The 19359-nt window shown below is 66.5% G+C and carries 17 protein-coding genes; 12 read left to right on the forward strand and 5 right to left on the reverse strand.

What is annotated here, in order from left to right:
* The first annotated feature begins 130 nt into the window (after positions 1-130).
* From N7640_RS22110 to N7640_RS22135, 6 genes are all read left to right on the forward strand, one after another.
* On the forward strand, positions 131-1114 hold the full coding sequence (locus N7640_RS22110; RefSeq protein WP_220815147.1) for a TerC family protein: 984 nt from the start codon (positions 131-133) through the stop codon (positions 1112-1114).
* Positions 1115-1216: 102 nt separating this feature from the next.
* On the forward strand, positions 1217-2125 hold the full coding sequence (locus N7640_RS22115; RefSeq protein ID WP_220815148.1) for a hypothetical protein: 909 nt from the start codon (positions 1217-1219) through the stop codon (positions 2123-2125).
* A 3-nt stretch (positions 2126-2128) separates the two neighbouring features.
* Positions 2129-3013: a sulfotransferase domain-containing protein gene (locus tag N7640_RS22120; RefSeq protein ID WP_220815149.1), complete on the forward strand. Its 885-nt coding sequence runs from the start codon at positions 2129-2131 to the stop codon at positions 3011-3013.
* On the forward strand, positions 3006-3863 hold the full coding sequence (locus tag N7640_RS22125) for an AAA family ATPase (RefSeq protein ID WP_279905688.1): 858 nt from the start codon (positions 3006-3008) through the stop codon (positions 3861-3863). Before N7640_RS22120 ends, N7640_RS22125 begins: the two co-directional genes overlap by 8 nt.
* 87 nt (positions 3864-3950) lie before the next feature.
* Positions 3951-5555, forward strand: coding sequence for a hypothetical protein (locus N7640_RS22130; RefSeq protein WP_279905689.1), 1605 nt, complete (start codon positions 3951-3953; stop codon positions 5553-5555).
* The gene (locus N7640_RS22135) at positions 5552-7492 is read left to right on the forward strand and encodes an asparagine synthase-related protein (protein ID WP_279905690.1); all 1941 of its coding nucleotides are present in this window, start codon (positions 5552-5554) and stop codon (positions 7490-7492) included. Before N7640_RS22130 ends, N7640_RS22135 begins: the two co-directional genes overlap by 4 nt.
* A 6-nt stretch (positions 7493-7498) precedes the next feature.
* Here the strand turns inward: N7640_RS22135 and N7640_RS22140 are convergent, their stop codons facing one another.
* The gene (locus N7640_RS22140) at positions 7499-7672 is read right to left on the reverse strand and encodes a hypothetical protein (protein ID WP_220815152.1); all 174 of its coding nucleotides are present in this window, start codon (positions 7670-7672) and stop codon (positions 7499-7501) included.
* A gap of 525 nt (positions 7673-8197) precedes the next feature.
* Here N7640_RS22140 and N7640_RS22145 point away from each other — a divergent pair.
* Genes N7640_RS22145 through N7640_RS22155 form a run of 3 tightly spaced genes read left to right on the forward strand, consistent with a single transcriptional unit; the run spans position 8198 to position 10745 of the window.
* Positions 8198-8479 (forward strand): lasso peptide biosynthesis PqqD family chaperone, encoded by a 282-nt coding sequence (locus N7640_RS22145; protein WP_279905691.1) that lies wholly within the window; start codon positions 8198-8200, stop codon positions 8477-8479.
* 38 nt (positions 8480-8517) lie between these two features.
* Positions 8518-9000: a lasso peptide biosynthesis B2 protein gene (locus tag N7640_RS22150; RefSeq protein WP_279905692.1), complete on the forward strand. Its 483-nt coding sequence runs from the start codon at positions 8518-8520 to the stop codon at positions 8998-9000.
* The gene (locus N7640_RS22155; RefSeq protein WP_279905693.1) at positions 8997-10745 is read left to right on the forward strand and encodes an ABC transporter ATP-binding protein; all 1749 of its coding nucleotides are present in this window, start codon (positions 8997-8999) and stop codon (positions 10743-10745) included. The genes N7640_RS22150 and N7640_RS22155 overlap by 4 nt, the downstream gene beginning before the upstream one ends.
* 33 nt (positions 10746-10778) lie before the next feature.
* Here the strand turns inward: N7640_RS22155 and wecB are convergent, their stop codons facing one another.
* Genes wecB through N7640_RS22170 form a run of 3 tightly spaced genes read right to left on the reverse strand, consistent with a single transcriptional unit; the run spans position 10779 to position 14928 of the window.
* Complete coding sequence (wecB, locus tag N7640_RS22160) at positions 10779-11858, reverse strand: UDP-N-acetylglucosamine 2-epimerase (non-hydrolyzing) (RefSeq protein ID WP_279905694.1); 1080 nt, start codon at positions 11856-11858, stop codon at positions 10779-10781.
* 35 nt (positions 11859-11893) lie between these two features.
* Positions 11894-13648, reverse strand: a complete 1755-nt coding sequence (locus N7640_RS22165; protein WP_279905695.1) for a glycosyltransferase — start codon at positions 13646-13648, stop codon at positions 11894-11896.
* A complete protein-coding gene (locus N7640_RS22170) occupies positions 13645-14928 on the reverse strand; it encodes a hypothetical protein (protein ID WP_279905696.1) in 1284 nt (427 codons plus the stop codon). Before N7640_RS22170 ends, N7640_RS22165 begins: the two co-directional genes overlap by 4 nt.
* Positions 14929-15107: 179 nt before the next feature.
* Between N7640_RS22170 and N7640_RS22175 the strand changes: the two genes are divergently transcribed.
* Positions 15108-16157, forward strand: coding sequence for a nucleotidyltransferase family protein (locus N7640_RS22175; protein ID WP_279905697.1), 1050 nt, complete (start codon positions 15108-15110; stop codon positions 16155-16157).
* 10 nt (positions 16158-16167) lie between these two features.
* On the opposite strand, the gene N7640_RS22180 is transcribed toward N7640_RS22175, so the two are convergent.
* On the reverse strand, positions 16168-17133 hold the full coding sequence (locus tag N7640_RS22180; protein WP_279905698.1) for a class I SAM-dependent methyltransferase: 966 nt from the start codon (positions 17131-17133) through the stop codon (positions 16168-16170).
* Positions 17134-17391: 258 nt separating this feature from the next.
* Between N7640_RS22180 and N7640_RS22185 the strand changes: the two genes are divergently transcribed.
* Together N7640_RS22185 and N7640_RS22190 are read left to right on the forward strand one after the other, a co-directional pair.
* Positions 17392-18618, forward strand: a complete 1227-nt coding sequence (locus N7640_RS22185) for a hypothetical protein (RefSeq protein WP_279905699.1) — start codon at positions 17392-17394, stop codon at positions 18616-18618.
* A partial coding sequence (locus tag N7640_RS22190; RefSeq protein ID WP_279906234.1) for an NAD-dependent epimerase/dehydratase family protein occupies positions 18618-19359 on the forward strand: 742 nt, incomplete at its 3' end. The genes N7640_RS22185 and N7640_RS22190, both read left to right, overlap by 1 nt.

Below are 19359 nucleotides of genomic sequence, written 5' to 3' on the forward strand. Positions count from 1 at the left end.
AGGCGAGCGCTCTAGCCTAATACACGGGCGGCTACCGAACGGTCGCCGCCAGTGACGCCGGGCCCCTCTGGCGGCGACCTCATCGCCGCGATGTCGGAGTCACTGTCTGACAGGCAGCGATGGAGGGGCCATGGATCAGCTTCTGGTTTTTCTCACCAATCCTTTGCTCGGCACAGCCACCTGGCTGTGGCTGAGTTTTCTCGCCATCGTCCTCGCCCTGCTGGTGTTCGACCTCGGCGTCCTGCACCGCGACCAGCACGAGATCGAGATGCGCGAAAGCCTGCTGCTGTACAGCGGCTACTTCAGCGTCGGCGTGCTGTTCGGCCTGTGGGTCTGGTTCGAGCTGGGCGCCCAGCATGCGCTGGAGTTCTACACTGGCTTCCTGGTTGAGCAGTCGTTGTCGATGGACAACGTGTTCGTCATGGCGATGATCTTCGGCTTCTTCGGCATCCCCCGGCGCTACCAGCACCGTGTGTTGTTCTGGGGCATCCTCGGCGTCATCGTGCTGCGGGCGATCATGATCGGCCTGGGCACGGCGCTGGTGCAGCAGTTCGAGTGGATTCTCTACCTGTTCGGCGCCTTCCTCCTGTTCACCGGGGTGAAGATGATGTTCAGCCGCGAGGAACAGCACCCGGACCTGTCGAACAACCCCCTGCTGCGCTTCCTGCGCCGCCACCTGCGGGTGACCGACGAACTCCACGGCGGCCACTTCTTCGTCCGCAAGCGCCCGGCAGGCGCGAGCCATCCCCTGCTCTACGCCACGCCCCTGTTCCTCGCCCTGGTGCTGATCGAACTGGCGGACCTGGTGTTCGCCGTGGACAGCGTGCCGGCGGTGTTCTCCATCACCCAGGACCCGTTCATCGTCTACACCTCGAACATCTTCGCCATCCTCGGCCTGCGCTCGCTGTACTTCGCCCTGGCCGCGCTGATGCACCGCTTCGTCTACCTCAAGTACGCCCTGGCCCTGGTGCTGATCTTCATCGGCGGCAAGATCTTCCTGCACGGCTTCATCGGCAAGATCCCCGCCCTGCTCTCTCTTGGGGTGACGTTCGGGTTGCTGGCGGGGGGCGTCTTGTTGTCGCTGTTGAAGACCCGCAGGCAGGCAAGTGACTGACCATGCGCCTCATGGAATCCCGGGCAAACGCCCGGCATAGGTTGCGTTCCGCGATTCTGCTAGGCTGCGCCAACCACGATGCTTCCCCGTGCCGGATGGTATATGACGATTCCATTTCTCTACCGCAGTTACCAGTTGACCATCCGCAGTGAACTCGAACTCCCCGAACTCTCTCCCCTCGGCACACTCGACGATGAAGCAGACCTGCTGATCCGCTTCGGCCCGGCAGGCAACCCCGAGCAGTCGGGGCATAGGCAGGTTGGTCCCTTCCTCTGGGCCGGGCCGGGCTGGTTGTGGCTGCATATCCCCCGGGTCGGGCGCTTCCTGGTACGAGAAGGGCGCGAGCTGATCATCGAGCCGGAGCCTGGCAGCGATGCGGACAGCATCCGCGTGTTCCTCCTCGGTTCGGCACTGGGCGCGCTGCTGCTGCAGCGTGGCCAGCTGGTCCTGCACGGCAATGCCGTGCGCGTCGGAGATCACTGCATGGTCTGCCTGGGAAGATCGGGGGTGGGCAAGTCCAGCCTGGCCGCTGGCTTCTTCCAGCGCGGGCATGCGCTCTTGGCCGACGATGTGGTGTCGGTGGATGCGGAGGGCCGCGTCTCTCCCGGTATCCCCCGCATCAAGCTGTGGCGAGATACGGCCGAGCACCTGGATATCGATATCAGGCCTCTGCCACGCATTCGTCCCGCTCTGGAAAAATACAGCTACCCGGTCGATCGGCAGTTCGCCCAGGCCCCCCTACCGGTCCGCTGGATCTATGTGCTGGGCAGCGATCACACCCAGCAGGTGCGGGTGGAGCCGATTCCCGGTATGCGGCGTCTCGCCCCTCTGCTCGCCAACAGCTATCGCCCGCCCATGATCGAAGGCCTGCAAATGAAGCCCAGGCATCTGCAACTGTGCGGCCAGCTCGCATGCCGAGTGCACCTGGCGCAGGTGACGCGGCCGTCGCAAGGGTTCGAACTCGGGCAGCTGATCGACCACCTGCTGGCCGACATGGCCGAGCACCCCTGAGCCATGGCCGGCATCTACTGGCTGGCGTCGTATCCGAAGTCGGGCAACACCTGGCTGCGTGCCTTTCTCTGCAACCTGCTGGCGGATGGTGACGAGCCGGCCGACATCAACGCCCTGCACACCGGCGGCATCGCCAGCAGCCGCGCCTGGCTGGATGAGGCACTCGGCATCGATAGCGCCGACCTCACCGCCGAAGAAATCGAAGCCCTGCGCCCGGCGGCATACCGCTGGCAGCGCCACCTGGGCAAGGTTGCCTACCTCAAGATTCACGACGCCTACCACCTCGACGGGCATGGCGAGCCCCTGGTGAGCCACGAAGGCACCCTGGGAGCGCTGTACATCGTTCGCAACCCCCTGGATGTGGCGCCCTCCGTTGCCGACCACTTCGGCATCGGCCTTGATGAGGCAATCGATCACATGGCCGACTCGCAATGGGTTCTAGGTCGCTCCGAGCACAAGCTCAAGCAACAGGTGCAACAGCGCCTGCTGTCCTGGTCGGAGCACGTGCTGAGCTGGGTGGACGCAGCGGGGCTGCGCTGCCATGCGATGCGCTACGAGGACATGCAGCGCGACGCCCTGGCCACCTTCACCGCAGCCGCCCGCTTCCTGCACCTGCCGGACGATCCGCAACGCGTTGGCAAGGCCATCCGCTTCAGCGACTTCGCCGAGCTGCAGCGCCAGGAGCGCGAACGAGGCTTCAGGGAGCGCTCACCGCGTGCCACGCGCTTCTTCCGCCAGGGTCGTATCGGCGACTGGCGCGAACGGCTGACCCCAGGGCAGATCCGGCGGATCGTCACCCGGCACGCCGAGGTGATGCGCCGTTTCGGCTACCTGGACGAGCTGCCCGCAGACTATCGAGACATGACGATGGACATTGCCTGTGAGTGACCCCGTTATCGACAGCCTCCCGCAAGGCCTGTGCGACTGTCGCGCGGCCTTCGGATTCGACATGCCCTGCCCGGTGCCGACGTTTGCCGTGGCGAACGAGCACGTCCCCCTCGTGGATGCCGGCTTCCACTTCGACCAGGCCGCCACCCGGGCCATTCTCCTCGGCTTCGCCCACAATCGCCGGGTCTATCTGCACGGCCCCCACGGCAGCGGCAAGTCCTCGCACATCGAGCAGGTGGCGGCGCGGCTCAACTGGCCCTGCCTGCGCCTCAACCTGGACGGACACCTGTCGCGAGCCGACCTGATCGGGCGCGACATGGTGGTGCTGCGCGACGGCCACCAGGTCACCGAGTTCGTCCCGGGGCTCCTGGTCTGGGCGCTGGAGCGGCCGATCGCCCTGGTCTTCGACGAATACGATGCCGGCCGGCCTGACGTCATGTTCGTCATCCAGCGCCTGCTGGAAGCCGACGGACGCCTGACCCTGCTGGACCAGAACCGCGTCATCACCCCACACCCGGCCTTCCGTCTGTTCGCCACCGCCAATACCGCCGGCATCGGCGATACCTCGGGGCTGTACGCAGGCACCCAGGTGCTCAACCAGGCCCAACTGGACCGCTGGAACCTGGTCGCCGAACTGGACTACCTGCCCGCCCCTCAGGAGCGGGCGATCCTCGAGACCCGCGCACCGCATCTGCCGGAAGAACATCTGGACGGCATGCTGGCCATGGCCGAGCTGTGCCGCAACGCCCATCGCCAGGGCGACCTGGCGACCCTGATGTCGCTGCGCACGCTGCTGACCTGGGGCGAGAACCACGGTCTGCTGGGAGACTGGGCGAAGCCTTCCGCCTGACCTTCCTCAACCGATGCGACGTGGCCGAGCGCCCCCTGGTCAACGAATTGTTCCAGCGCTGCTTCGCCCGCGAACTGACGGATGGGGATGATGCAGCACGCTTCCGCTAAGGCCCTGATGGCCGCCTGGCGGCGCAGCTATGCCCCCTGCGCTGCGAACCATGCACTGCCGGCCACCAGCCTCGGCGTTTCCGGGGACTCGCGCGCGGCCGCCGATGCCCGGGCCGCCTGGAGCCGCTGGCACGTTCCGAAGGTCGGTGCCCTGTTCGATGAACGACACTGGCCCTGGTACTGCGTACTGGAGCGAGCCCGGGTCGAGCTGCTGGCCGGCGACCACCTGCCCGGCATGGGCCTGAACCTCGCCGATACGCGGAGCATCGCCCCGCCCGGAAGCCCGCACGAAGCGCTGTACCGACAGGCACGCCGGCTGCTCGCCGGCCTCGCTATCCCGCAGGAACGCCCTGAGCACGCAAGTCGCTGGTGGCGGCGCCTCTCCCTCCGGCGGCGCAAGCAGGAACGGGAGAGCGCTGCCGCCCTGTTGTCTCCGTGCCTGAGCGCGGCACGCGAGCACCTGAACGACTGCCAGCGCTTCGCGGAAACCCTGATGCCTCTGATACGCGCCTACGCACGCGCCTTCGCCGATGAGCCTTCAGAAGTCCCAAGCGGCCATGATCGGCGCGCGAGGATGGCGCAGCCACGGGAGGCCCGGGACGGCATGCCGCAACCACGACCCGGCACCTCGACGACGCAGCCCGAGGAGAGCGGCGACGAATATGCCGTGTTTTCCAGGCAGTGGGACGAACTGCTTTCCGCCCATCAGCTGGCCATACGGCTGCCTCCGCCTGCGGGCGGGGAAGCTCCCGAGGTCGCCCGCTTGCAGGCGGTACGCCTGGCGCATCGCCTGCAACGCCAATTGAGCGTCGCCCGCCTGCGCAGATGGCGTTTCGACCAGGAAGACGGGCAACTCGACCGCCGCCGCCTGGCCGCACTCTGCGCCAGCGACGAGCACCGGGTGTTCCGCCGGGAAGACCCGGCGCCGACGCCGGAAGCCTGCGTCTGCCTGCTGCTCGATCAGTCCGGATCAATGCGCGGCCTGCCCCGGCGCCTGGTGGCGCAGGCGGTCGACCTGGCCGTGCATGCCCTCGAGGTATGCGGCGTGCGTTGCGAGGTGCTGGGCTACACCACGCGCCCCGGCGGCGATAACCCCGTGCTGGATGCCTGGATCGCCGCCGGCCGCCCCGCCCTCCCCGGCCGGCTCAATGCCTTGCGGCATATCGTCCACAAGAGTGCCAGCCAGCCCTGGCGCCGCTGTCGCGACGACTTCAACCGGGTGATGGCGGCGCTCGAAGGCGGCGAGAACATCGACGGCGAGTCGCTGCACTGGGCCGCGACACGCCTGGCCGGGCGGCATGAGCCACGCAAGGTGCTGGTGGTGTTCTCCGACGGCTGTCCGTTCGACGAGGCGACCGTCGATCAGCATGGCCGGCAGTATCTCGAAACGCACCTGCGCACGGTGATCGCCGCCATCGAAGCGAGCCCGATCCATCTGGCCGCCATCGGTGGCGGCCAGGATGTCGGCCGCTTCTACCGTCACGCGCTGACCCTGCGCCAGCCCGACGAAGTCGGCCAGACATTGTTCGCCCACCTTGCGGATCTGCTGACCCGCCCGCAGAAATCGAAGAGAAAAGCATGAGTGCGATAGCCGGCCTTATCCGCCTGGATCGGCAGGCTGCCGACCGGGCCACACTGGAACGCATGCAGTCGGTGCTCGTCCCCTACGGCCGCGACGCCCAGAGGCAATGGCGGCGGGACGCCGCCGGGCTGCTGCACACGCTGCTGCGCAGCACACCGGAGGACAGTTTCGATCAACAGCCGCTGGCGGCTCCCGGCGGAGACTGCGTGCTGTTGTTCGACGGACGCCTCGACAATCGCGCCGAACTGGCCGGACGGCTGGGGCTGTCGCCTGCCGACAGTGCCCGGCTGGCCGACAGCGAACTGGTGCTGCGCGCCTGCCTGCGCTGGGACACCCAGGCACCGGAACAGCTGTGCGGCCCGTATGCGCTGGCCTGCTGGCAGCCGACGCGACAGCGCCTGTGGCTGGCCCGCGACCCCATGGGCGGCCGCCCGCTGTTCTGGCACCGAAAGGCCGGCTTCTTCGCCTTCGCCAGCCTGCCCAAGGCGCTGTTCTGCATCCCTGGCGTGCCGCGCAGCCTGTGTGAGGAAAGGCTGCTCGACCAGCTCGCCCTGTTGCCGATGAAAGGGCCCGAGTCGTTCTACAAGGACATCTACCGGGTGGAGCCGGGCCAGTTGCTGATCCTCGATGGCGAGCGCCTCGATACCCGGCGTTTCCACCGCTTCGACCCCGAGCGGGAAATCCGCTTCGCCCGCGACGATGATTACCTGGAGGCGTTCCGCGAGCACCTGGAGCAGGCCATCGCCAGTTGCCTGCGGAGTGCCGGCCCGATCGCCTCGCACCTGAGCTCCGGCTTCGACAGCTCCACGGTCACAGCCCTCGCGGCCCGCCAGCTGGCCCGCCGCGAGCAGCGGCTGACCGCCTACACCGCCGTGCCGCGCGAAGGCTTCGACGGCCCGCTACCGAAAGGCCGGCACGGCGACGAAGGTCCGGCCGCGAGCGCCCTGGCGGCACGCTTCGGCAACATCGACCATGTGTTGATCCGACCTGGGGACACCTCCGCGCTGGACCACCTGCAGTACCTGACCGAAGCCGTGGACCGCGTGGCCCAGAACCCCTGCAACAGCGTCTGGACCCAGGCCATCAAGGCCGATGCCGCCGCGCGCGGCTGTCGGGTGCTGCTGACCGGCCAGAAGGGCAACATGAGCATTTCGTACAGTGGCGAAACCTACCTGCCGGCCCTCTGGCGCAGCGGTCACTGGCTGCGCTGGTGGCGCGAACTGCGCGCCTACAGGGCCCGCCATCCGCAATCGGGCTGGCGCGGGCTGCTCGCCCGGTCGCTGGCGCCTTCGCTGCCCGGGCCTCTGTGGACAATGCTCGCCCGGCACTGGGAACAGGGCTCGGCGCTGACCGACTACAGCACCATCCACCCCGAATGGATGCAGCGCATGAACCCGACCGAACGCGCCCGCACCGTTGGCTGGGACCTGAGCTACCGCCCCTGGCACGACGGCCGGCGTATGCGCATCGCCGCCCTGGAACGGCAGGACGCCGCGGAATACGCCCTCGCCACCAACCTTCAGGGCCTGGAAATCCGTGATCCGACCGCAGACCTACGCCTGGTCGAGTTCTGCCTGGCGGTGCCGGATCATCAGTACCTGCGCGACGGCCAGAACCGCTGGCTGCTGCGGCGCCTGATGGCAGACGTGCTGCCGCCGGAGATTCTCGACAGCCGCAGCAAGGGCTACCAGGCGGCCGACTGGTACGAAGGGCTGGAACGGAATCTGCCGCGGCTGCGCGAGGAACTGCAACGCCTGGCCGCGAACAGCCGAGTGGGGGAAGTGCTCGATGTGGCGGCGCTACAGCATCTGCTGGAGCATTGGCCGCAGAGCGGCGACTGGGCCTCGGCGAGAACCATCCAGGCCTACCGCCTCAAGCTCCTGCGCGGCTTGGCCGCGGGCCATTTCATCCGCCATGTCGAAGGGGACAATCGCTGAGCGAGGTCAGGAAGAAAACGTAGTCGTTCCGTCGAACCCGGGGCCTATGGAAAAGCGGGTGTCTTCCACATCGAGCCGCTCGATGCGCGGGGCGACGTAGGGTTGCCTGGATAGCCTCTCGGCCTGTTCGCCGCGCTCGGCTCCGACACCGGCCTCGTTACCAGGAATATTCTCGTTCAAGTGAACCTCCATCAATGAGTGGATACGGCCTATCCCGCGACAAGGTAGTGAATTTCGCATCATTATGCCAACCGTGAAGACCGAGCGGCGTAGCCGACAAGTCTCCAGCCTCGGCATCCGTCATAATCGTTGCCCGCGCTCAGGAGGCAAACAGAGTCGTTCCGTCGACCCCGGGGCCTATCCCAAAGCGGGTCTCTTCCACATCCAATCGCTCGATGCGCGGGGCGACGTAGGGCTGTCTGAGCGGCCTCTCGGCCTGTTCGCCACGCTCGGCTCCGACACCGGCCTCGTTGCCAAGAACACTATCGCTCAAGTGAACCTCCGGGATGCGATCGATCCTGTGCCAGGGTAGTGGCTGTCGCATCATTATGCCAACCTTGCAGGGCGAAGACCGCGGACGCAACGGAGTCGATGGCCAGGGCGGACGTCTCCGGCCCCGGCCTTGTGCGGCATGCGGCCCGAACTGGTAACCTCGAACGCTCACCGAGCCTGTGCGCCGATCAACCCCATACCGGGATGCCAGACATGTCAGAGATCACCCTTTCCACCCACCTGAGCCGCGTCCCCGACCTGATCGCCACCGAGATGGACGGCGACCTGGTGATGATGAGCATCGAGAAAGGCCAGTATTTCGGCATTGGTGGTATCGGCTCGCGCGTCTGGACGCTGTTGGAAACCCCGATGTCCATCGCCGATCTGGCGCGGATCATCCTGCAGGAATATGAAGTCGACGAGGTCACCTGCCAGGCCGACCTGCTGACTTTCGCCCAGGATCTGCTCTACCACGGCGTGGTACGGGCGAGCTGAAGGCCGGTTTACACGCAACGATGGCTCACGCTTCCGCCATGATCCTTTCCGGCCTCATCCACAGGCTCCGCCGCTTCCTCCGACGCCCGGCCCTGGAACGTCTCCTGTTCCTGCCCTGCTGGCTGCTGCTGGGGCTGAGCCGCATGCTGATCCTGCTCCTCGAATTTCGCCGCCTGGCCCCCTGGCTGGGTATCGCCGCCGGCCCCCACAGCCAGTCGCCGCTGCTGAACCAGCGTCAGCGGCATCTGGCGCTGACCATTGGCCGGTCGATCCGCTGGGCGGCCGGCCACACGCCCTGGGATGCCAACTGCTTCGCTCAGGCGGTGACCGCCAGGATGCTCCTGGGCCTGTGCGGCGTTCCTTATGCCCTCTACTTCGGCCTGGCGCGCGACGCTGGGTCGTCTGCCCTGCAGGCGCACGCCTGGGTCGCCGCCGGCCCGGTACAGGTCACCGGCGGAGCGGGCTTCGAGCACTTCACCGTAGTGGGCTGTTTCCTCTCGCCACGGCTGCATCGCCGATGAAGGCCAGCGACTCCCTGCGGGCATTCCGCCAGTTGCTGCAGGCGGCCCCACGCGCCTGGGTGCTCGGCCTGGTTATGCTGCTGACGCTCAGCGGTCTGACCGAAGGCATCGGCATCCTGCTCCTGGTGCCCCTGCTGGAAATGCTGCAGGACGCTGGCACCACGATGCTCAAGCCGGTCGAGCAGGCGTTTCGGGTGCTCGGCGTGACGCCATCGGCTGCGGCCCTGCTGGCACTCTTCACCCTGTTGGTGGGGCTGCGTTGCGCCATCCAGTACGGCCGCGAACAACTGGCCCTGCATCTGCAGCACCGGGTCGTCGACGATCTTCGCCTCGACTGCTTCCGTGCGCTGCTGGGCACAGAATGGCGCTGGCTTGCCGAGCGCCGCCAATCCGATCACACCAGTCTGTTGCTCAACGACATCAACCGCATCGGCCAGGGGGTGGGGTTCGGCCTCGGCCTGCTGTCCAGCATGGCGACCATGCTGGTCTACCTGGCGACAGCGTTTCTCCTGTCCTGGCAGATGGCCGGGCTGGCCCTGGCGAGCGGCCTGCTGGTGTGGGCGCTGCTTCGAGGGCATCGGCGCAGGGCCCTGGGGCTCGGCCAGGGCCTGCTGGTCGCCAACCGGGACCTGCAAGGCAACATGCAAGACAGCCTGGCCACGATCAAGCTGGCGAAGATTCTCGGCAGTGAGGCCCGGCACTTCGATGAGCTGCGGCAAACCACCGACCGCCTGCGCACGCAGCAACTTCGCTTCGCTGCCAACAGCAGCTTATCCAAGGCACTTTTCCAGACCCTGGGCGCCGCGTTGCTGGCGATCTACCTGTTCGTCGGCCTGAGTCTCTGGCGCACCCCGCTGGCGGAGATGGTGGTGCTGGTACTGATCTTCGCGCGGCTGATTCCCATGTTCGTCGGCGCGCAGCAACAGCTCCACCACTGGCTGCACAGCATGCCGGCACTCCTCGAGGTCGATCGCCTGCTCGGCGAATGCCGGGCGTCAGCGGAGCCCGTCGACGGCCTGGAGGCGATCGAGCCCTTGGCCCTCGAGCGGGAAATCCGCCTGCACGGTGTTTCCCTGCACTACAGCGATCGCTCGGCGTCGGCGCTGGACGGGCTTTCACTGTGCTTTCCCGCCCTCGGCAGCACCGCGATCATCGGTGCCTCGGGCTCCGGCAAGAGCAGCCTTGCCGATCTGCTGGCGGGCCTGCTGACCCCGGACCAGGGAAGCATCGAGGTCGACGGCGTCCCGCTGCTGGGGGAGGCGCGCATGCGCTGGCGCAGGTCCGTCGCCTACGTGCCGCAGGAGGTGTTCCTGTTCCACGACAGCATTCGCGGCAATCTGCTGCGAGGCGACCCGCAGGCCACCGAAGCGGATCTGCGCCATGTGCTGCAGAGGGCGGCGGCGGACTTCGTCTTCCGCCTGCCGCAGGGGCTGGACACGATGGTAGGCGACGCCGGGGTAAGGCTTTCCGGCGGCGAGCGCCAGCGTCTGGCGCTCGCCCGGGCCTTGCTCAGGAAACCCGCCCTGCTGATTCTGGACGAGGCCACCAGCGCGCTGGACCCGAACAACGAGAGGCGGATACAGGACGCCATCGACAACCTGCAAGGCGAAATCACCCTCGTGATCATCGGCCATCGGCAGGCAGCACTAGAACATGTCGAGCACGTTATCGTGCTCGATAAGGGCCGCTTGCTGACCGAGGGCGACTGGACCCGCATCAGGGCAACGCTGAAAACCGGAGCATGAGCGTCAGTAACGCGATGGCGCGTGTCCCGACGGCTAGAGTTGCTCCCCCAGCACATCGAGAATTCGCCGATAGGCGCTGCCGTCCCCGAACGGATTCTTCCAGACCACCTGAGAATCACCTAGCGCTTGGGCAGCTTCGATCAGGCTGTTCTCGGCAACGCACGAAACCAGCCTTGCCCCGCCGGTTTCCAGGCTTTCCGGACGCTCGGTGTTGGGCCTGAGGATCAGGCAACGACGACGGAGAACGCAGGCCTCCTCCTGCATGCCACCGCTGTCCGTCAGCACCAAGGCCGCGCCTTGCAGCAGGGCGAGCATGTCCAGATAACCCACCGGATCGATGGTTCTGATGCGCGTCTTGCTCTTCAGCACACCCAGGTTCTGCTGACCGAGCCGAGGATGGACAGGGAACACCACCTGGAGATCCTGCTCTTCGGCCAGGCACTGTACGGCCTGCATGAGCAGCGCGAAGAGCTCGGGGTGATCCGTGTTGGAAGGTCGATGACACGTCAGCAGCAGATAATTCTCGGGCTGCAAACCCAGTACGCCGTGGATGCCCGAGCGTTCCCTGGCCAGGCGGGCGTAATGCAGCGTCGCGTCGTTTCCGGTGTTGCCGGTGATATGGACGTGAGACCCCTGTATGCCCTCCCTGGCCAACAGCTCCACCTGCAGAGGCGAGGGACAGAACCAGAAGCTGGACAAGTGGTCCAGCAGGATGCGATTGATTTCCTCGGGCATGCTCTTGTCGAAGCTGCGCAGGCCGGCCTCTACATGACCAACCGGAATGCCCGCTTTGCTGGCGGCCAGTCCGCCTGCCAGGGCGCTGTTGGTATCCCCCTGCACGATGACGCAGTCGGGTTTCAGATCCTGCAGTACGGGATCGATGCCCTGCATCATGCGCCCGAGTTGTACGCTCGCGGGGCCGGAGCCCACACCCAGGTTGACATGGGCGGACGGGAGGCCGAACTCTTCGAAGAACATTCGATCCATGACCGCGGCATAGTGCTGATTGGTATGGATTAGCGTGTATGGCACACCGTCGCGGACGCATGCCGAGATCAGGGAAGAGAGCTTGATGATTTCAGGGCGGGTACCCAGGACGAACGCCAGATGCATAGCTTTTTTTCCAGACGATACAGGCCTGCCGAAGCTCATGAGCCCACGGCGATCAAGGATTTGGGCAGCCCGAGAACACGCTCTCTGACGATCCGGGCCTTCGGCAGCAAGGCCCGCAGCTCGCGCCGCGATAGAAGTCTCGCACTGTCCACCAGCGCTTCGGCTTCATCTCTGCTGGATGCCCGCTGCCAGTGGCCGAGATCCATCCGGCGAACCAGCCAGACCCGGGCCCGGCGCGGCAGCCAGTGAAAGAAGGGTGTCATGCAATGGGGCTCCAGGGGACACCAGAAATCAGGCGTCTGCAGGAAGTAGTCATCGGCCACACGCTCCAGTTCCCGGGCGAACTTCGCTATTCGATCCGGTCCACCGACATGCTCTATGACGGAATTGGAGTGCGCCACATGGAAGGCCTTGTCGGGAAAGGCGCTCAGGTCGCAGCCGTCGCCTTCGACGAGCCTGAAACGGGGATGGATCGCGACCTGCTTGTCCTGGCTGATGTTGATCAGGGTGATCGAGACACGGCGCGAGTCCAGATAGTCCTGGGGGACGATGTTCCAGTAGCGCTGCGTCCCGCCCACGTCCACCAGGTTGACGCAACCATGACGCGCATAGGCCTCGTCGATCATCGCCAGGAGCGGCCCGATGCGCCGGGCGCGCATGCGCGCTCCGAACGAGCGGGGATTGTCGTAGTCGCTCAGATACGTGGCGAGTCGTTTCATGAAGCCTCGCGCGGGACGCTTACGGACCAGCTTCAGATACGCGGCGGCCAGCTCCGGTGCTTTCCGCTGCCAGGTGAAGCCGGCCCTGACCGCCTCCACGACATGGCCCGGCACGCTGCCGCGCGCGGCCCGGTCCAGACAGGCGCCCAGTGCGGGAATATCGCCGACGGGGAATACCGCATCCCACCCAACGGAGCCGGTGATGGAGCGGCAGCCTTCGATATCCGAACAGGCAATCGGTACTCCCGCCAGCAGTGCCTCCAATACCACCGTCGGCATGCCTTCGCGCTCCGAGGCCAGCACCATCGCATCGCAACCCGCCATCATCCGTGCCGAGGCGGCGTCATCCTGCCAGCCATGAAAATGCACGCGTGCCGCGACAGCGGATCGCTCGGCCAGGGCCTCGAGCCGCGCACTGTCCTCACCGCGCCCGACGATGTGCAGCATGGCGCGCTGCAAGGACGGAACAGACAGCGCGGCAATCACGTCATCGAGCCGTTTGACGGGATCGAGCCGCCCGATCGACAGCAACGCCGGCGCCCCCTCGAGACGTTCGCCTGTCACCTGCCCTGTTCCACGCCGGTCGTCGATGCAGTTGGGCACGATCAGCACCTTGGCCGGACGAAGGCCACGCCTGGCCAGATCGACCAGCCAGCCCTCGTGCAGCAACACCACCACGCCCGAACGGCGCACCAGGAAACGTTCGACCGTCAGGTCCCAGCCCCTCTTGAGTGCACGCCGCACGGGGCCACCAGCGTCGTAATAGCAGTGCGGCGTGTAGACCACCGGAACACCCCGTAGCCACGCCAGCAGGGCTGCTACCGCGGAGAAAGGCGTGCGCGCGCCATGCACGTGGACCACGTCGCTCTCCCCGATGGTGCTCCACAGGCAGCCATAGCCACCCTGCCGAACGTCGCAAGAAACATCCGCCACGTCTACCTTCGGGGCGAGCAGGGCCAGCTCGATGTCCCGATCGTCCCGCATGGCGTTCGCCAGCCCCTGGATATGGCGTGCCACACCACTCGAAAGGGGCTCAAACTCCTTGCTGACATGAAGTACCCGTAGCGTCATTGCGTGGACTCCGGCGATGACCGTCCGACCTTGTGCAGCAGCCGGACGAGTCCGCCCGTTTCTGCGGAAAAGCTGGCGCGCAACCACCGAGCCTGGGCCTGCGCGGACTCCTCGCGAAAGACTGCATCGCGTTGCAGTCGGTGATAGAGCGCCACGGCCTGCTCCGCCGTTTCGGCGCGCAGCGGCGGAGACAGCATGGCACGGGCGGCCTCGTTGCCTTCGAGCGGCAGCATCAGACCGACCACCCAGTGTCCCGCGGCGGCGGCCTCCAGCATGGCGGTCGAGCAATATCCCATCACCACGCGCGGCGGGCATGCTCCGGCTCGCAATTCCGAATGAGGGGGGCGTCTTATAGCACGCGCGGTGTCGCCGACATACGGCTCGCGCTCCAGCGGATGCAGCAGAATCCGCGCCTGCGGATCCAACCCTGCCAGCGCATCGGCGAAATCCCGCAAGGCGGGGCCTATGTGCCGCCCCAGTATCTGGGCGTGGGTCTGCGACAACAGCGACAAACCATGGGGAGGCTCAAGCACCGGGCTCGCGTCCGCATACCGCCCCAACGCATCCTCGACGAGCCTGTCGGCCGCAGCCCCCATGGAGCGGAAGGCATCGCGGCTGCGGCCGCCCCATATCAGGTACCAGTCGGCCCGGACGGGAAAGAACTCGTCGGTAGGCACTCCGTGCTGCAGGCAGATGGCGGGCAGACCATGACCAAGAGCAGCCCGGCTCATCAGGTCGAAATCATTGTGCAGCAGCAGGACTCCCGCGCTGCCATCCAGGGTTCGGCCCAGGCTGACCCGCCAGAGGTACCGCCGCGCCAGACAGCAGGCCAGCAGCAGGGGCCATCGCCTGAGCAGCGCTCCACCGAAGACACGCAGGGCGGCCAGCAGAGTCGCGCCCCCGGGACGCGCGGGACGGACGACCCGCAGATGGGCAGGAAAGCTCGCAGCGGGTAGCCGCGGGTGGGCAAGGATGACGGGCTCATACGCCGCGGCGGCGAGCGATGGCAGGCTGCGCTCCTGCGTGCCCCATCCGCTCGCGCCCTGCAGGGTCGTCACCAGGATGGCCTGGCGGGCTTCGCCAGGCCGCAGCTCCTGGCCGGAATGCCGCATCAGCAACCAGGCGTCCCTCAGCAGAGCACCGAAGGCTCTCATGCCCGCCACGAGGGGCGCCCTGCCTTCCGCCAGATAGAAAAGCTCATGGCGCACGTCAGCCGCTTCATCGCCATAACGCAGGCGCAATTCCGCAAGGTATTCGGCGAACGATCGCGACGGCTTCAAGTGGTAACATCCTTGGCTCGGTGGCATTACGCTACAGACGCCGAAGTGCATTGCCAACCTGCCTCAGGTGACCCCTGCCGATCATGCCCTCTTTCCGAACCCGTCCCACCAGCGGCAGCGCGCGTCGAGACGACGCTCTCCGAGCATGCGATGCATCGTTGCGCTGCACCTTGTGGCTCATGGGTTTCGACCACGCCTTCGAGCAGGTTCCGGCGGCGGAGCTGCAGTCCTTCGTGAGGCACCATGGCATCGCCGGCCTGCTCGATAGCGCCCGGGTCGAAGCGCTCGGGGAGGCATGGACGGCCTCGCTGATGCAGGAGAAGCGACGCATCGCGTTCCGGGCCTTGCAGCTGGGCGCGGTGCTCAAGCTCGTGGTGACGGCGCTCGCCGACCGGGGCTTGCGGCCGGTGGCGCTGAAAGGCCCCGCACTGGCCATCCAGGCCCACGGTTCGCTGAGTGCGAGGGGGGGCGTGGATGTGGACATATTGATCCCGCAGCAGCATTGGCCGATCGCGCTCGACGTGCTGGAACAGCAGGGCTACCTGCCCGCTCCGGGGCAGCACCTGCCGCTTCCCAGGGGCACCCATGAGCTGGTGCTGCAGCGCCAGAATCAGCCTCGCGTCGAACTGCATCAGCGCTTGTTGCGCCATCAGCACCTGCTTCCCGACGCTACCGATCTGAGCCAGGCGGTCGATATCCAGGGTACCTCCGTCGCGAGCCTCGCGCCGATACAGGCCCTGCCCTACCTGGTCGCCCATGCGAACCAGCATTGTTTTCGCCGGCTGATCTGGCTGATCGATATCCACGCGCTGCTGCAAAACCCCGAACTGGATGCGGAGCGGACCGCGCGGGAATTTCAGCGCACCGGCACCTGCGCAATGCTCGATGTCTGCCTCACCCTGCTCGACGAGCTGTTCGGCACGACTGCGGCGGAGCCGCTGCAACGGGTTCGCCGCCCCTGTCGGGCCAGCCGGGACATGGCAGCGCTGGCGCTCGAAGCGATCCAGGGCTCGCTCTCCGATGATGAAGTGGCCAAGCGAGTCGGCCCGCTCAGGCGAGCGGCCATGGATATAGCCCTGCAAGACAACTGGCACGCGCGCCTGCATGCACTGGGCGGCTGGCTGAGCCCTACCGGCAAGGACAACCAGTGGATAGCGCTCCCTCCTGGCCTGTCCTTTCTGTACCCGCTCATACGCCTCTTCAGGATCCTGATACGCCCCACCAGATAACGAGTCCTTCTCAGCGTTTGCGAAGAGCCAGCCTGGCCAGACGAGCCGCCGAACGCGGATAGCCATTGCGCAGGCTGAAGGGCCGGATCTGCGCCTTGATGCGCCGGGCCAGCTCGTGCAACTGCTGCGATGTCGGCGCCTGCATAGGCTCTGCAGGCGGCCGCGCCTCCAGGCGAGCATAAACCCGCAGATTGCCTTCGTAGATGCCGTATGGCTCCCGACAGCTTCGCTGCACGCTGAAGCCATTGCGCCGCAACAGGGCATCCAGAGTCTCCTCGCAGAAGTAGCTGCGATGAGAGACATGCACCTGCTGCAGCCCCAGCCCGCGCCAATCGGCCTGGATATCCGGAACCTCGATGACCAGCCAGCCCTGCGGGTCGATCAGCTCGGCGAGCCGGCGCAATGCCCGACCGGGGTCCTCCAGGTGCTCCAGCACATGGAACAGGGTGATCAGTTTCGGCGCGAACGGCAGTTCGGTGCTGTCGCTCAACCCTTCCGCCCGGACCTGCTCGCCGAAGCCGAGAACATGGGCGGCATGCTCCCGCTGAGGCCGGCCGGGCTCCAGGCCCATCAACCGTTCGCAGCCATGGGCGCGGCAGGCGTCGAGAAAGAACCCCAGCCCAGCCCCGATATCCAGCACGGCGTCGAACGCACCGATGACGGATGAAATCTCGCTGTATCGATACCCCGCCATCAGGCGGTAGTCCCATATCGCGCTGGGCGGGGGTGGCTGGACCATCAGGCGAGGATAGACACGCTCGTAGAACACCGACTGGGCTTCGCCGCTGAGACCGCGGGCCAGGTAGACCAGACCACATTTCCGGCACGCCGACAGGTCCACCGCCAGGAAATAGCGATCGCGCCGCCAGATCAGATGAGGCTCCCGCCCGCCGCAGCCCGGGCAGGGAAGCTCCGTCATGCGCCGGTCGAGCGTCTGCAAGTCGGCGATCAGGGAAAAAGGTAGGGTCGCAGGCATCACGATGGCTCGCGCGTAAAGAATCGAAATCTGCCGGTACGTCGACCTCCCGCGCAAGCATTATCTTCGCGGCCAGCACCGCGCCCGCAGGATGGCCCGGGCAACAGAAAGAACAGGCCCCGGCGCACCGGAGCGGCCTGTCGGCCAATTGCAACGCCCTTGCGCCTATGGCAAATTCCCGGCACCTCAGGGCATGAATGTACGACCGGATCGCGGACGGCCGGCAGGAGGCCTCAGCACTTCCTTCAGGTTGACCCCATGCACACCACGGCAGTACGAGCCCCCCACGCACCTCAGGAAGACGAACTCTCACTGGGCGAGCTTGCCCTTCGTGTACTGCGCTTCTATCGACGCTTCGGCAGGCTGCTGCTCCTGCCAGCCCTGCTGGCCGCCCTGGCTGCCGCGGTCTGGATCGCCGGACGCCCCCTGTATACCGCCACAGCCCTGGTCGAAGTACCGGGAGTCACGCTCGAGGAGTGGCGGCAGGCCCAGTCCTTCCTCTGGGACGAACGCTGGGTGGATCGATCCTTCGGGGGGAGCGGCGATGCGGCCGACATCGATACCAGAATCCTGCGGCAAAACGCGTTGAACGCGACCTTCTGGACCAGTACCGTCCGCTACCGCTCGGCCCTGAGTCGGGACGACATTCGCGAGATACCGCCCGCCGAATTCCAGAACACCCGCGGCATAGGCCTGGAACTCACCCTGAGAGTACGCGATGCGCAGCAGTCGAACCTGACGCTCGACAGGCTGGCCCAGCACATCCGCGAAGCGCTGCTCGCCAACAGCCTGATCAGCCTGGTCCGCGATGGTCAGGCGGCATTGGCCCACCGTCCCAAGCTCAGTCTTGATCTGCTGCAGACCGACTTCGAGATAGAGCAGGCCCAGCAGCGCATAGAAGACATGCAGCGCCTGCTGGAGCGCTATCCCGAGCTGCGCCGAATGGAGAAGAACACCGTCGTCTCGGTCAGCGACGGCGGTGGCAAGTACCTCGCCCCGCTGCCCCAGATCGTGGCCCTGGAAGCGACCATCTCCGAGCTGCGGGCCAAGTCGCGCAAGACCCGGCGCGAACTGGAGAAACTCGACTGGACGGCACAGCTGCTGGCGGGCCTGGACCAGGCGATCCGCGGCGCAGCCTCGGGCGACGACATCATCGGGAAGCTGCAGGACAACCGCGCCAAGCTCCTCGCGGCCCACCCGCAACCCTCCGCCATGGAGCAGGAAGCCACCGAGGACATGAACCTCAAGCTGGCCCTGGCGGAAGCCCGGCAGCAGGCTATCGGCATCAAGACCCGCTCGGCCCTTTCCAGCACGCCGGTAAAAGTGCGCAGTCCCTTCTGGGTCGGCCTGTTCATGTTCTGCGCGACCTTCGCCGGCCTGTCCCTGATCCTGGCCACCCGCCTGGCCCTGCGGCCGGAATACCGCCCCGTGGGCTGGCTTCCGGCCCCGTTGCGTCGACGGCTGATTCTGGAGGAGCCGACCTGATGCGCCTTCTCGTGACCGGCGGCGCCGGGATGCTGGGGCGCAGAGCCACCCGGCAATGGCGCGCCGCGGGAGGCGAAGTCGCCGTGCTCGACGATCTCTCGAGCGGCCTGCCGATGCCCGAGGAAGCAACTCTGGCGGTGCGTGGTGATCTGCGGGACGACGATACCCTGGCCGCCCTGCTGAACGACTTCCGACCAGCCGCGATCCTGCACCTGGCCGCCGTGCACCACATTCCCACCTGCGAGACCCGCCGCGCCGATTGCCTGGACGTGAACGTGGTCGGCACCGAACGCCTGCTGGCGGCCGCGGAACAGGCCGACATAAGGCGCGTGGTGATCGCTTCCAGCGGCGCGGTCTACGCCTGGCAGGACAGCCCACTCTCGGAACTCGACAGCCCGGTCGCGCCCTGCGACAACTACGCGCTGTCCAAATACTGCAACGAGCAACAGCTGAAGTTCTGGAGCGGCCGTGGCAAGCGTATTGGCAGAGTCGCGCGGATATTCAATGCCATCGGACATGACGATCCAAACGGGCACCTGATTCCGGAAGTGCTGGCCCAGCTGCGCGGCTCGGCCGATGGCCGGGTACGGCTGGGCAACATGACCCCGCGGCGCGACTACCTGCACGCCGACGACATCGCCCGCGGCCTGATCGCCATGGTCAACGACTCCAGGCACGACGTACCGTTCGATACGCTGAACCTGTGCTCCGGCGTCGAGCATTCGGTGGAGCAACTGGTCC

This window comes from Pseudomonas sp. GD04015, from assembly GCF_029837675.1.
Lineage (GTDB): Bacteria > Pseudomonadota > Gammaproteobacteria > Pseudomonadales > Pseudomonadaceae > Aquipseudomonas > Aquipseudomonas paralcaligenes.

Bases quoted from the DNA above. Each gene is read 5' to 3' on its own strand.
- N7640_RS22110 (WP_220815147.1), top strand. From the start codon at position 131: ATGGATCAGCTTCTGGTTTTTCTCACCAATCCTTTGCTCGGCACAGCC.
- N7640_RS22115 (WP_220815148.1), top strand. From the start codon at position 1,217: ATGACGATTCCATTTCTCTACCGCAGTTACCAGTTGACCATCCGCAGT.
- N7640_RS22120 (WP_220815149.1), top strand. From the start codon at position 2,129: ATGGCCGGCATCTACTGGCTGGCGTCGTATCCGAAGTCGGGCAACACC.
- N7640_RS22130 (WP_279905689.1), top strand. From the start codon at position 3,951: ATGATGCAGCACGCTTCCGCTAAGGCCCTGATGGCCGCCTGGCGGCGC.
- N7640_RS22135 (WP_279905690.1), top strand. From the start codon at position 5,552: ATGAGTGCGATAGCCGGCCTTATCCGCCTGGATCGGCAGGCTGCCGAC.
- N7640_RS22145 (WP_279905691.1), top strand. From the start codon at position 8,198: ATGTCAGAGATCACCCTTTCCACCCACCTGAGCCGCGTCCCCGACCTG.
- N7640_RS22150 (WP_279905692.1), top strand. From the start codon at position 8,518: ATGATCCTTTCCGGCCTCATCCACAGGCTCCGCCGCTTCCTCCGACGC.
- N7640_RS22155 (WP_279905693.1), top strand. From the start codon at position 8,997: ATGAAGGCCAGCGACTCCCTGCGGGCATTCCGCCAGTTGCTGCAGGCG.
- wecB (WP_279905694.1), bottom strand. From the start codon at position 11,858: ATGCATCTGGCGTTCGTCCTGGGTACCCGCCCTGAAATCATCAAGCTC.
- N7640_RS22165 (WP_279905695.1), bottom strand. From the start codon at position 13,648: ATGACGCTACGGGTACTTCATGTCAGCAAGGAGTTTGAGCCCCTTTCG.
- N7640_RS22175 (WP_279905697.1), top strand. From the start codon at position 15,108: ATGGGTTTCGACCACGCCTTCGAGCAGGTTCCGGCGGCGGAGCTGCAG.
- N7640_RS22180 (WP_279905698.1), bottom strand. From the start codon at position 17,133: ATGCCTGCGACCCTACCTTTTTCCCTGATCGCCGACTTGCAGACGCTC.
- N7640_RS22185 (WP_279905699.1), top strand. From the start codon at position 17,392: ATGCACACCACGGCAGTACGAGCCCCCCACGCACCTCAGGAAGACGAA.